A 12,395-nucleotide genomic window follows, 5' to 3' on the forward strand; every position below is an offset into this window, starting at 1 on the left:
GTGAAGTCTCTTCATACCGAGTATCTTGATCACAAGTATCTTGACATCGAGATATAAATGAAGCGAGCATGGGGCATGGAGGGGGCCGGAACGGATTCCGCTTCCGATCGCCCCGCCAGCAGGGAGGCTCGAACATGTATTCCGATACCGCGCGCGCCGGGACCCCCACGTCTACCGCGCCCTCCGCCCCGACCTGGGATCCCCAGCAGTACCTCCGGCACTCGGGCCACCGCACACGGCCCTTCCTCGACCTGCTCACCCGCATACCCGAACTGCCCCACAGCCCCGCCCGCATCGCCGACCTCGGCTGCGGCCCCGGCAATGTCACCACCCTCCTCGCCGACCGGTGGCCCAATGCCCGCATCACCGGCTTCGACCTCTCCCGGGAGATGCTCCACCGCGCGGACCAGGAGTACGCCGGGCCCACCCCCGGCGGCGGCAGCCTCGACTTCCGCCACGGCGACCTCGCCACCTGGCTGCCCGAGGAGCCCTACGACCTGATCGTTTCCAACGCCGCCCTCCAGTGGGTCCCCGGTCACCCCGGCTCCTTCGGCGCCTGGATCAACGGCCTGCGCCCCGGCGGCACCTTCGCCTTCCAGATCCCCGGCAACTTCACCGCCCCCAGCCACGCCCTGCTCGCCGAACAGTGCGACACCCCGCGCTGGCGGCCCCGGCTCGCCGGTCACGGCGCCCGCTACATCCATCTCCTCGAACCTGCCGAATACCTCGCCCGGTTCACCGCCCTCGGCTGCACCGCCGACGTGTGGGAGACCACCTACCACCAGCTGCTCCAGGGTCCCGACCCCGTGCTCGACTGGGTCAAGGGCACCGCCCTGCGCCCGGTCCTCACCGCCCTCGGCGACGACCGCGACGCCGTGGACGCCTTCCTCACCGAATACCGTGACCGGCTGCGCGCGGCCTACCCGACCGGCCCGCGCGGCACCGTCTTCCCGTTCCGCCGCATCTTCGCCGTAGCCCGCAAGGAGGCATGACCGTGCTGACCGCAGTCGACCACGTACAACTGGCCGCGCCGCCGGACTCGGAGGACCGGCTCCGCGCGTACTACACGGACGTCCTCGGCATGACCGAGATCCCCAAGCCGCCCGTCCTGGCCGCCCGCGGGGGCTGCTGGTTCGCCGCCGGGCCGGTCCAGCTGCACCTGGGTGTGGAGGAGGACTTCCGGCCCGCCAGGAAGGCCCACCCGGGGCTGCGGGTGACCGACATCGAGGCGTACGCGAGCAGACTGCGGGAGCGGGGGGCCAAGGTCGTCTGGGACGAGAACCTGCCGGGCCACCGCCGCTTCTACTCGGAGGACCCCGTCGGCAACCGGCTCGAATTCCTGGAACGGCACCGTCCGGAACCGGCGGCGGTGGAACCCTGCGCGTAGCGGCACCACACGACGGCGCCCCGCCACCGGATCTCCGGTGACGGGGCGCCGTCGTGCCGTCCCGCGCAGGGGGCTCAGTTCTTGCGCCGGCCCACCAGCTGCGGCTTCGACTCCAGTCCGTCCAGCCCGTGCCAGGCCAGATTCACCAGGTGCGCCGCCACCTCGGCCTTCTTGGGCTTGCGCACGTCCAGCCACCACTGCCCGGTCAGCGCCACCATCCCGACCAGCGCCTGCGCGTACAGCGGGGCCAGCTTGGGATCAAAGCCGCGCGCCTTGAACTCCAGACCCAGGATGTCCTCGACCTGCGTGGCGATGTCGCTGATCAGCGACGCGAACGTGCCGGTCGACTGTGCGACCGGGGAGTCCCGCACGAGGATCCGGAAACCGTCCGTGTACGACTCGATGTAGTCGAGCAGTGCGAAGGCCGCCTGCTCCAGCAGCTCCCGCGGGTGCCCGGCCGTCAGCGCACCCGTCACCCCGTCCAGCAGCTGGCGCATCTCCCGGTCCACGACGACCGCGTACAGGCCCTCCTTGCCGCCGAAGTGCTCGTACACCACCGGCTTGGACACCCCGGCCTTCGCCGCGATCTCCTCCACCGAGGTGCCTTCGAAGCCCTTCTCCGCGAAGAGGGTCCGGCCGATGTCCAGCAGTTGCTGGCGCCGCTCCGCGCCCGTCATCCGTACCCGGCGGCCGCGCCTGGGCTTGTCGCTGCTGGAATTACCGCCGTCGATCGCCACGCCCCCCATCATGCCGCGTTCGACTCGTTTTCCCTGCGCCGGGCGTCGATGCGGGCAGCCGACGGCCAGCGCACGTCCGTCGCCCAGCCCAGCTGCTCGAACCAGCGGATCAGCCGCGCGCTGGAGTCGATCTGGCCGCGCAGCACACCGTGCCGCGCCGAGGTCGGGTCGGCGTGGTGCAGGTTGTGCCAGGACTCGCCGCACGAGAGCACCGCCAGCCACCAGACGTTTCCGCTGCGGTCCCGGGACTTGAACGGCCGCTTGCCCACGGCGTGGCAGATCGAGTTGATCGACCAGGTCACGTGGTGCAGCAGCGCGACCCGCACCAGGGAGCCCCAGAAGAACGCCGTGAACGCGCCCCACCAGGACATCGTCACCAGGCCGCCCACCAGCGGGGGGATCGCCAGCGAGAACATCGTCCAGAAGACGAAGTCCCGCGAGATCCGGCGGATCGCCGGGTCCTTGATCAGGTCGGGGGCGTACTTCTGCTGATCGGTCTGCTCCTCGTCGAAGAGCCAGCCGATGTGCGCCCACCACAGCCCCTTCATCAGGGCCGGCAGCGTCTCCCCGAACCGCCACGGCGAATGCGGGTCACCCTCGTGGTCCGAGAATTTGTGGTGCTTGCGGTGGTCCGCCACCCAGCGCACCAGCGGCCCCTCCACCGCCATCGACCCCATCACGGCGAGGACGATCCGCAACGGCCGCTTCGCCTTGAAGGAGCCGTGCGTGAAGTAGCGGTGGAAACCGATGGTGATCCCGTGGCAGGCCAGGAAGTACATGAAGACCATCAGGCCCAGGTCCAGCCAGCTCACACCCCAGCCCCAGGCCAGCGGGACCGCCGCCAGGAGGGCCACGAAGGGGACGGTGATGAACAGCAACAGGGCGATCTGTTCGATGGACCGCTTGTTCTCGCCGCCGAGGGTCGCGGACGGCGCAGTTGTCTCGGAGGGCGCGGACGCACCCTCGATCAGATCGGGACTGGTGGTCATGGGTGTCCCCTGGGGGGTGAGAGAAGTCGGCAGGCTCCCTGGTTACGAACCCTACGGCTCCGTAACCTACGGCATCGTAAGTATGGCGCAGCCGGATCCCGAGGCAAGAGGGGCAGCACCGGGAGACGGCGCGCGCGCGAGCTGTTCACGCGCCGCCTGGTGAGACGTTTGCCCAGGCACACGCATCGGACACCTATCCTGGTCCCGTCGGACAGCGCGGTCCGCACGGGCAGCCCGAGCTGCGCATCAGGAGCGGTGATCCGCCCCGGACCGAGTCCGGGGAAGGCATCGCCGTACGTCGCCGGGAGCCCACCGCCCAGTAGCGCTCGAACACTGCAAGGAGCCGCACCTGTGAGCAGTGCTGACCAGGCCCCCCAGGGCCAGGCCCCCGTCACCCCGGCCGCCACCGCCAACGCGGAACTGCGCGCGGACATCCGCCGCCTCGGCGACCTCCTCGGGGAGACCCTCGTACGCCAGGAGGGCCAGGACCTCCTCGACCTCGTCGAGCGCGTCCGCGCCCTCACCCGCACCGACGGCGAGGCCGCCGCCGCCCTGCTCGGCGACACCGACCTGGAGACCGCCGCCAAGCTCGTACGCGCCTTCTCCACCTACTTCCACCTCGCCAACGTCACCGAGCAGGTGCACCGCGGCAAGGAACTGCGCGCCCACCGTGCCGCCGAGGGCGGGCTCCTCGCCCGCACCGCCGACATGCTGAAGGACGCCGACCCCGAACACCTGCGCGAGACGGTCAAGAACCTCAACGTCCGCCCGGTCTTCACCGCGCACCCCACCGAGGCGGCCCGCCGCAGCGTCCTGAACAAGCTGCGCCGCATCGCCACCCTGCTGGAGGAGCCCGTCACCGGTGCCGGCGACCGCCGCCGCCACGACCTGCGCCTCGCCGAGAACATCGACCTCGTCTGGCAGACCGACGAACTGCGCGTCGTGCGCCCCGAGCCCGCCGACGAGGCCCGCAACGCCATCTACTACCTCGACGAGCTGCACGCGGGCGCCGTCGGCGACGTACTGGAGGACCTCGCCGCCGAGCTCCAGCGCGTCGGCGTCGAGATCCCCGCGGGCACCCGCCCGCTGACCTTCGGCACCTGGATCGGCGGTGACCGCGACGGCAACCCCAACGTCACCCCCGAGGTCACCCGGGACGTGCTGATCCTCCAGCACGAGCACGGCATCACCGACGCCCTGGAACTGATCGACTACCTGCGCGGACTCCTCTCCAACTCCATCCGCTACACCGGAGCCACCGAGGAACTCCTCGCCTCCCTCCAGGCCGACCTGGAGCGCCTCCCCGAGATCAGCCCGCGCTACAAGCGGCTGAACGCCGAGGAGCCGTACCGCCTCAAGGCCACCTGCGTCCGGCAGAAGCTCCTCAACACCCGCGAGCGCCTCGCCAAGGGCACCCCGCACGAGGAGGGCCGCGACTACCTCGGCACCGCCGAGCTGCTCACCGACCTCACCCTCGTCCAGACGTCCCTGCGCGAACACCGCGGCGCGCTCTTCGCCGACGGCCGCATGGACCGCACCATCCGCACCCTGGCCGCCTTCGGCCTCCAGCTCGCCACCATGGACGTGCGCGAGCACGCCGACGCGCACCACCACGCGCTCGGCCAGCTCTTCGACCGGCTCGGCGAGGAGTCCTGGCGCTACGCGGACATGCCGCGCGACTACCGGCAGAGGCTCCTCGCCAAGGAACTGCGCTCCCGCCGTCCGCTGGCCCCCACCCCGGCCCCCCTCGACGCCGCCGGCGCCAAGACCCTCGGTGTCTTCGGCGCCATCAAGGACGCCTTCGAGAAGTTCGGCCCCGAGGTCATCGAGTCCTACATCATCTCGATGTGCCAGGGCGCCGACGACGTGTTCGCCGCCGCCGTCCTCGCCCGCGAGGCCGGCCTCATCGACCTCCACAGCGGCTGGGCCAAGATCGGCATCGTCCCGCTCCTGGAGACCACCGACGAGCTGCGCGCCGCCGACGTCATCCTCGACGAGATGCTCGCCGACCCCTCCTACCGGCGCCTGGTCTCCCTGCGCGGTGACGTCCAGGAGGTCATGCTCGGCTACTCCGACTCCTCCAAGTTCGGCGGCATCACCACCTCCCAGTGGGAGATCCACCGCGCCCAGCGCCGGCTGCGCGACGTCGCCCACCGCTACGGCGTGCGCCTGCGCCTCTTCCACGGCCGCGGCGGCACCGTCGGCCGCGGCGGCGGCCCCTCCCACGACGCGATCCTCGCCCAGCCCTGGGGCACCCTCGAGGGCGAGATCAAGGTCACCGAGCAGGGCGAGGTCATCTCCGACAAGTACCTGGTCCCCTCGCTGGCCCGGGAGAACCTCGAACTGACCGTCGCGGCCACCCTGCAGGCCTCCGCCCTGCACACCGCGCCCCGCCAGTCCGACGAAGCCCTCTCCCGCTGGGACGCGGCCATGGACGTCGTCTCCGACGCCGCGCACGCCGCGTACCGCGAACTCGTCGAGGACCCCGACCTGCCCTCGTACTTCTTCGCCGCGACCCCGGTCGACCAGCTCGCCGACCTCCACCTGGGCTCCCGGCCCTCCCGCCGCCCCGACTCCGGCGCCGGCCTCGACGGCCTGCGCGCCATCCCGTGGGTCTTCGGCTGGACCCAGTCCCGCCAGATCGTCCCCGGCTGGTACGGGGTCGGCTCCGGCCTCAAGGCCCTGCGCGAGGCCGGCCAGGAGGACGTCCTCGCCGAGATGGGCGGACGCTGGCACTTCTTCCGCAACTTCCTGTCCAACGTCGAGATGACGCTGGCCAAGACCGACCTGCGGATCGCCCGCCACTACGTCGACACCCTCGTGCCCGAGAACCTCAAGCACGTCTTCGCCCGGATCGAGGCCGAGCACGAGCTGACCGTCCGCGAGGTCCTGCGCATCACCGGAGCCGAGGAGCTCCTCGGCTCCAACCCGGTGCTCCAGCAGACCTTCGCCGTGCGCGACGCCTACCTGGACCCGATCTCCTACCTCCAGGTCTCCCTGCTGGCCCGCCAGCGCGCGGCGGCCGCCCGGGGCGAGGAGGCGGACCCGCTGCTCGCCCGCGCCCTGCTGCTCACGGTCAACGGCGTCGCCGCGGGCCTGCGCAACACCGGCTGAGCGCACGCAGGGCCCCGTACCGGCCCGGAACGGAACACGAGGAAGCCCCCGCACCGGCCGGTGCGGGGGCTTCCCCGTGTCGTGTCCGTTCGTGTCCGTCAGGAGTTGTACGCCGACTGGGCGCGCTCCAGGCCCTCGGCGATCAGGCACTCCACGGAGTCCGCGGCCCGGTCCACGAACCACTCCAGCTCCTTGCGCTCCGTGGAGGAGAAGTCCTTCAGCACGAAGTCCGCGACCTGCATCCGGCCCGGCGGGCGCCCGATGCCGCACCGCACCCGGTGGTAGTCGGGGCCCATGGACTTGGTCATCGACTTCAGGCCGTTGTGCCCGTTGTCCCCGCCGCCCAGCTTCAGGCGCAGCGTCGGGTAGTCGATGTCCAGCTCGTCGTGGACCGCGACGATCCGCTCCAGCGGCACCTTGTAGAAGTCGCGCAGCGCCGTCACCGGGCCGCCGGACAGGTTCATGTACGTCATGGGCTTGGCCAGCACCACCCGGCGGTTCGCCGGTCCCGGCGGGCCCATGCGGCCCTCGACCACCTGGGCCCGGGCCTTGTGCGCCTTGAACTTCCCGCCGATCCGCTCCGCCAGCAGGTCGGCCACCATGAACCCGATGTTGTGGCGGTTGCCCGCGTACTCCGGTCCCGGGTTCCCCAGGCCCACGATCAGCCAGGGCGCCGCGTCGTCCGACATCAAAAGCTCCTCGGTTCCTCTATGAAGACGACCGCCGTCCCGCTCCAGTGGAGCCGGACGGCGGTCGGTCAGCAACTGCTGAGGGGGTGGGGTGAGGCTCAGGCCTCGGTGCCCTCGGCGCCCTCGGCGGCCGGCTCCTCGGCCTGCGGGGCGACGACCTGCAGGACGGCGATGTCGCCGTCGACGGCCAGGGTGGTGCCCGCCGGGAGGACCAGGTCCGAGGCGTGGATGGTGGCACCGGCCTCGAGGCCCGCGATGGAGACGGTGACCTCGGTCGGGATGTGCGTGGCCTCGGCCTCGACGGAGATGGTGTTCTGCAGGGTCTCCAGCATGTTGCCGCCGGCGGCCAGCTCGCCCTCGGTGACGATCGCGACGTCGACGGTGACCTTCTCGCCCTTCTTGACGATCAGGAAGTCGACGTGGGAGATGGAACGCTTCAGCGGGTGCTTCTGCACGGCCTTCGGGATGACCAGCTCGGTGCCGCCGTCCTTGATGTCCAGGGAGATCAGGACGTTCGGGGTGCGGAGCGCCAGCTGCAGGGCGTGGGCGTCGACGTTGACGTGCTTCGGGTCGGTGCCGTGGCCGTAGATGACCGCAGGGGTCAGGGCGTCACGACGGGCCTGGCGGGCAGAGCCCTTGCCGAAGTCGGTGCGGGTCTGGGCGGCAAGCTTGATCTCGGACATGCTCACTCCTCGTGGGGTGACGGAAAGCGGACGACAGTCACCCGGCCGGAACGGCCTGCTACGAAGAGCGCGTCGATAACGGAGCATCCGTACCGGAAACAGGTACGGCCTCCCTCGCCGAGCAACTCATGGAGTGTACCCGGCGGGGGAGGCCGCACCAAAAAGATCTACCGAGGAGCGGATGCCGCTCCCGTCACCGCTGCGGTTACTGCTGCTCCTCGAAGAGGCTGGTCACCGAGCCGTCCTCGAAGACCTCGCGCACCGCGCGCGCGATCATCGGGGCGATCGACAGCACCGTGATCTTGTCGAGCTCCAGGTCGGACGGGTCCGGCAGGGTGTTCGTGAAGACGAACTCGCTGACCTTGGAGTTCTTCAGGCGGTCGGCGGCCGGGCCCGACAGGATGCCGTGCGTGGCCGTGACGATGACGTCCTCCGCGCCGTGCGCGAACAGGGCGTCGGCGGCGGCGCAGATGGTGCCACCGGTGTCGATCATGTCGTCGACCAGGACGCAGACGCGGCCCCGGACCTCACCGACGACCTCGTGGACGGTCACCTGGTTGGCGACGTCCTTGTCGCGGCGCTTGTGCACGATCGCCAGCGGCGCGTCCAGGCGGTCGCACCAGCGGTCGGCCACGCGCACACGGCCGGCGTCCGGGGACACGATCGTGAGCTTCGTGCGGTCCACCTTGGCGCCGACGTAGTCCGCGAGGACGTTGAGGGCCGAGAGGTGGTCCACCGGGCCGTCGAAGAAGCCCTGGATCTGGTCCGTGTGCAGGTCGACCGTGAGGATGCGGTCCGCACCCGCGGTCTTCAGCAGATCGGCGACCAGGCGGGCCGAGATCGGCTCGCGGCCCTTGTGCTTCTTGTCCTGGCGGGCGTACCCGTAGGACGGGACGATCACGGTGATGGAGCGTGCCGACGCGCGCTTGAGCGCGTCGATCATGATCAGCTGCTCCATGATCCACTTGTTGATCGGAGCCGTGTGGCTCTGGATCAGGAAGCAGTCCGCGCCACGTGCCGACTCCTGGAAGCGGACGTAGATCTCGCCGTTCGCGAAGTCGAAAGCCTTGGTCGGCACGAGGGCGACGCCCAGCTGATGCGCAACCTCCTCGGCCAGCTCGGGGTGGGCGCGGCCGGAGAAGAGCATCAGCTTCTTCTCGCCGGTCGTCTTGATCCCGGTCACAGCACAGTCTCCTCAGACGTGTTGAAGCTGCTCGCCCCCATGTGCGTCCGTCCCGCACACGGTGAGCCAGCCGAATTGCGTGCACCTATCACGGTACGCCGTCACCGGCGTACCTGTTTCCGGTCAGTTCACCTCAGGGGCGCTCGGCGTCCTCCGCGGCCGCCGACTGCGCCGCCGTGGCAGCGGCACTGCCCGGACGCTTGCGGGCCACCCAGCCCTCGATATTCCGCTGCTGGCCACGGGCCACGGCCAGGGCGCCGGGCGGCACATCCTTGGTGATCACGGATCCGGCGGCCGTGTAGGCGCCGTCCCCGATCGTGACGGGAGCCACAAACATGTTGTCCGAGCCCGTCTTGCAGTGTGAGCCGACGGTGGTGTGGTGCTTGTGCTCACCGTCGTAGTTCACGAAGACGCTCGCGGCGCCGATGTTGGTGTACTCGCCGATCGTCGCGTCGCCCACGTACGACAGGTGGGGGACCTTGGTGCCCTCGCCGATCGTCGCGTTCTTCATCTCGACGTACGTGCCGGCCTTGGCCTTCGCGCCGAGGTTCGTGCCGGGGCGCAGGTACGCGAAGGGGCCCACGCTCGCCTGCGGGCCCACGACCGCACTCTCGGCGACCGTGTTGTCCACCCGGGCGCCCGCGCCCACGTGGGTGTCCTTGAGCCGGGTGTTGGGGCCGACCTCGGCGCCCTCGGCGATGTGCGTGGTGCCCAGCAGCTGGGTGCCGGGGTGCACGATCGCGTCCTGCCCGAAGGTGACGGTCACGTCGACGAAGGTGCCGGCCGGGTCGACGATCGTGACGCCCGCGAGCATGGCCTGCTCCAGCAGGCGTGCGTTCAGCAGGGCACGGGCCTCGGCGAGCTGGACGCGGTTGTTGATCCCGAGGATCTGCCGGTGGTCGCTGCCGACGGCGGCGCCGACGCGGTGCCCGGCCTCGCGCAGGATGCCGAGGACGTCGGTGAGGTACTCCTCGCCCTGGCTGTTGTCCGTGCGGACCTTGCCGAGCGCGTCGGCGAGCAGGGCGCCGTCGAAGGCGAAGACGCCCGAGTTGATCTCGCGGATCGCGCGCTGGGCGTCGGAGGCGTCCTTGTGCTCGACGATGGCCGTCACGGCGCCGCCGGCGTCCCGGACGATCCGCCCGTAGCCGGTGGAGTCGGGAACCTCGGCGGTCAGCACGGTGACGGCGTTGCCGTCGGCGTCGTGCGTCTGCGCGAGGCGGGCCAGGGTCTCCCCGGTCAGCAGCGGGGTGTCGCCGCAGACGACGATCACGGTGCCGGTGAGGCCGCCGCCGAGCTCTTCGAGGGCCATGCGGACGGCGTGCCCGGTGCCGTTCTGCTCGTACTGGACGGCGGTGCGGACATCGGCGTCGATGCCGGCCAGGTGCGCGGTGACCTGCTCCCGGGCGTGCCCGACGACCACGACGAGGTGCTCGGGGTCCAGCTCGCGGGAGGCGGCGACGACGTGACCGACGAGCGAGCGCCCGCAGATCTCGTGCAGAACCTTGGGAGTCGCCGACTTCATGCGGGTGCCTTCACCCGCTGCGAGTACGACGACGGCTGCCGGGCGGTTGGCGCTCACGGGTGTGCCCTTCGGCTTCGGGGGTGGACCCGTGAAGGATACCGGGGTGCCGGTCCGCCGGAACGAACGCGGGTCCCGACCTTGACGGTCCGGACCCGGAGCAGATCAGCTCCCCCGCCAGGACTCGAACCCGGACATAAGGCACCAAAAGCCTCAGTGCTGCCAATTACACCACAGGGGATAGTTAAGGTGGCTCAATCGGACATTTCGGCGTACCGATCAAGCTGGCCGTCCCTACTATGCCGTACCACCTGCCCTCACCGCGACGGTACCCGTCCCCGCCGTTTCGGTGGCGGTTATTTGCCCCGGGCGTCGCGGAAGCCGCCCGTACGCTGGACGGCATGACCAGTACGGGGGAAGTGGAAGGCCGCGCTGGGCCGCCTTTGTGGTGGGCGCGGCGGCGGGATGCCGTGGAGGACGTGGTGCTCGGCGGCCTGTCCGCCGTGGAGTGTGCGTGGGAGGGCGTGGCCTTCGCCGGAGAGGCGGGGCTGCCGACCCCGGTCGGGGTGCTGTTCGGGTTCGTGGTGGGGGCCACGCTCGTACTGCGGCGGCGGTGGCCGATCGCCGTGGTGCTCGTGGGGATCGCCGTGTCGCCGGCCGCGATGGGGTTCCTGCTCGCGGTGGTCGGGATGTACACGCTGGCCTCCTCCGAGGTGCCCCGCCGGATCACGGCCACGCTGGCCTCGATGTCGCTGGCGGCGACCTTCGTCGTGATGTACCTGCGCACCCGGGGGGACGTGGAGGCCGACACCACGCTCGTGGTCGTGCTGTCCGCGTTCGTCGCGGTGGCGCTGACCGTGCCGCCGGTGCTGTTCGGGCTCTACATCGGGGCCCGGCGCCGGCTGATGGAAAGCCTGCAGGAGCGCGCGGACTCGCTGGAGCGGGAGCTGTCGCTGCTGGCGGACCGGGCGGAGGAGCGGGCCGAGTGGGCCCGTACGGAGGAGCGCACCCGGATCGCGCGGGAGATGCACGACGTGGTGGCCCACCGGGTGTCGCTGATGGTGGTGCACGCGGCCGCGCTGGAGGCGGTGGCGGTCAAGGACCCGGCGCGGGCCGCGAAGAACGCGGCGCTGGTGGGGGACATGGGGCGGCAGGCTTTGACGGAGCTGCGGGAGATGCTCGGCGTGCTCCGGGCGGCGCCCAAGCCGGCGGTGGTGGATCCCGTGCCGGCCGTGGCCGTCGCGGCGGTGGCGTTCGTGGGGGGTGCGGAGGACGGGCCCTCGCTCGACGCGCTGGAGGTGCTGGTCGGGCAGTCGCGGGCGGCCGGGATGACGGTGGAGATGCTGGTGCACGGCGAGGGGGCGGGGTACGCGGCGGAGATCGAGCAGACCGCGTACCGCGTGGTGCAGGAGGCGCTCACCAACTGCCACAAGCACGCCCCGGGCGCGCGGGTCGTGGTGCGCCTCGCGCACCGGTCGGGGGAGATCGCCATGCAGGTGGAGAACGGCCCGTGCGACGGGAAGGCCACCGAGCCGGGGCTTCCCAGCGGGGGGAACGGGCTGGTCGGGATGCGGGAGCGGGTGCTGGCGCTGGGCGGGGTGTTCGTGTCCGGGCCGACGGACGCGGGGGGCTTCCGGGTGTCGGCGGTACTCCCGACGGCCTAGCCGGGCCGTCGGCGTCCTTCCCTCGGCGGGGCGGGCGGGTCCGAGTCGTCCTGCGGGCCGGGATCCGGGCGCGGTGCGGGCCGGTGCGGGCCGGTGCGCGGGGCCGTGGAGGGGTGTCTCCTCGGCTCGGCGCGTGCGGGCCATCTCGGCAGTACCCGGCGGTCGCGCGCTCGTCCTGCGGGGACACCCCTCCCCGTCCCCGCTCCCCACGCGTCGGGGCGGCTTCGGGGCACTGTCGGAGCACGCCATGGGGCGGGGACACGGCGGAGTGTCCCCGCAGGACGAGCGCGCACCACCGGGCACAACCGCGACATGCCGCACCGCGCGAGCCGAGGAGACACTCCGGCGGGGCACCGCCCCACAGCGCCCGGCCCCGCCGGCGGTTGAGGCGCGGGGTCTGGGGCAGAGCCTCGGAGTCGGCAACCCCGGC

At 71.2% G+C, this 12,395-nt stretch carries 10 protein-coding genes and 1 tRNA gene; 4 read left to right on the forward strand and 7 right to left on the reverse strand.

Annotated features, from left to right (window positions below):
• Positions 1-134: 134 nt before the first annotated feature.
• Together OG373_RS23600 and OG373_RS23605 are read left to right on the forward strand one after the other, a co-directional pair.
• On the forward strand, positions 135-992 hold the full coding sequence (locus OG373_RS23600) for a trans-aconitate 2-methyltransferase (protein ID WP_405440144.1): 858 nt from the start codon (positions 135-137) through the stop codon (positions 990-992).
• 2 nt (positions 993-994) lie between these two features.
• On the forward strand, positions 995-1,387 hold the full coding sequence (locus OG373_RS23605) for a VOC family protein (protein ID WP_189971553.1): 393 nt from the start codon (positions 995-997) through the stop codon (positions 1,385-1,387).
• A 74-nt stretch (positions 1,388-1,461) separates the two neighbouring features.
• Here the strand turns inward: OG373_RS23605 and OG373_RS23610 are convergent, their stop codons facing one another.
• Positions 1,462-2,136 carry a helix-turn-helix domain-containing protein gene (locus OG373_RS23610; RefSeq protein WP_030716992.1) on the reverse strand — a complete coding sequence of 225 codons (675 nt, stop codon included), beginning with the start codon at positions 2,134-2,136 and terminating at the stop codon, positions 1,462-1,464.
• Positions 2,133-3,113 (reverse strand): acyl-CoA desaturase, encoded by a 981-nt coding sequence (locus OG373_RS23615; RefSeq protein WP_397730576.1) that lies wholly within the window; start codon positions 3,111-3,113, stop codon positions 2,133-2,135. Before OG373_RS23615 ends, OG373_RS23610 begins: the two co-directional genes overlap by 4 nt.
• Positions 3,114-3,464: 351 nt before the next feature.
• Here OG373_RS23615 and ppc point away from each other — a divergent pair, with 351 nt between their 5' ends.
• Positions 3,465-6,227 (forward strand): phosphoenolpyruvate carboxylase, encoded by a 2,763-nt coding sequence (gene ppc / locus OG373_RS23620; RefSeq protein WP_397730574.1) that lies wholly within the window; start codon positions 3,465-3,467, stop codon positions 6,225-6,227.
• A 98-nt stretch (positions 6,228-6,325) separates the two neighbouring features.
• Here ppc and pth read toward each other — a convergent pair whose 3' ends face one another.
• The 5 genes from pth to OG373_RS23645 all read right to left on the reverse strand — a co-directional run bounded on the left by pth (position 6,326) and on the right by OG373_RS23645 (position 10,542).
• Positions 6,326-6,916, reverse strand: coding sequence for an aminoacyl-tRNA hydrolase (gene pth / locus OG373_RS23625; protein ID WP_030386188.1), 591 nt, complete (start codon positions 6,914-6,916; stop codon positions 6,326-6,328).
• 98 nt (positions 6,917-7,014) lie between these two features.
• Positions 7,015-7,599, reverse strand: coding sequence for a 50S ribosomal protein L25/general stress protein Ctc (locus OG373_RS23630; protein WP_397730570.1), 585 nt, complete (start codon positions 7,597-7,599; stop codon positions 7,015-7,017).
• 205 nt (positions 7,600-7,804) lie between these two features.
• A complete protein-coding gene (locus OG373_RS23635; protein WP_030386186.1) occupies positions 7,805-8,782 on the reverse strand; it encodes a ribose-phosphate diphosphokinase in 978 nt (325 codons plus the stop codon).
• 133 nt (positions 8,783-8,915) lie between these two features.
• Positions 8,916-10,361, reverse strand: coding sequence for a bifunctional UDP-N-acetylglucosamine diphosphorylase/glucosamine-1-phosphate N-acetyltransferase GlmU (gene glmU / locus OG373_RS23640; RefSeq protein ID WP_397730568.1), 1,446 nt, complete (start codon positions 10,359-10,361; stop codon positions 8,916-8,918).
• 109 nt (positions 10,362-10,470) lie between these two features.
• Positions 10,471-10,542: transfer RNA gene (locus OG373_RS23645), tRNA-Gln, on the reverse strand.
• A gap of 160 nt (positions 10,543-10,702) precedes the next feature.
• Between OG373_RS23645 and OG373_RS23650 the strand changes: the two genes are divergently transcribed.
• Complete coding sequence (locus tag OG373_RS23650; RefSeq protein ID WP_405440148.1) at positions 10,703-11,965, forward strand: sensor histidine kinase; 1,263 nt, start codon at positions 10,703-10,705, stop codon at positions 11,963-11,965.
• Positions 11,966-12,395: the final 430 nt, after the last annotated feature.

The sequence above is a fragment of the Streptomyces avidinii genome, assembly GCF_045161815.1.
Taxonomy (GTDB): domain Bacteria; phylum Actinomycetota; class Actinomycetes; order Streptomycetales; family Streptomycetaceae; genus Streptomyces; species Streptomyces avidinii.

Excerpts from the sequence above, each read along its gene's own strand:
- OG373_RS23600 (WP_405440144.1), top strand. The coding sequence starts at position 135 with ATGTATTCCGATACCGCGCGCGCCGGGACCCCCACGTCTACCGCGCCC.
- OG373_RS23610 (WP_030716992.1), bottom strand. The coding sequence starts at position 2,136 with ATGATGGGGGGCGTGGCGATCGACGGCGGTAATTCCAGCAGCGACAAG.
- OG373_RS23615 (WP_397730576.1), bottom strand. The coding sequence starts at position 3,113 with ATGACCACCAGTCCCGATCTGATCGAGGGTGCGTCCGCGCCCTCCGAG.
- pth (WP_030386188.1), bottom strand. The coding sequence starts at position 6,916 with ATGTCGGACGACGCGGCGCCCTGGCTGATCGTGGGCCTGGGGAACCCG.
- OG373_RS23630 (WP_397730570.1), bottom strand. The coding sequence starts at position 7,599 with ATGTCCGAGATCAAGCTTGCCGCCCAGACCCGCACCGACTTCGGCAAG.
- OG373_RS23650 (WP_405440148.1), top strand. The coding sequence starts at position 10,703 with ATGACCAGTACGGGGGAAGTGGAAGGCCGCGCTGGGCCGCCTTTGTGG.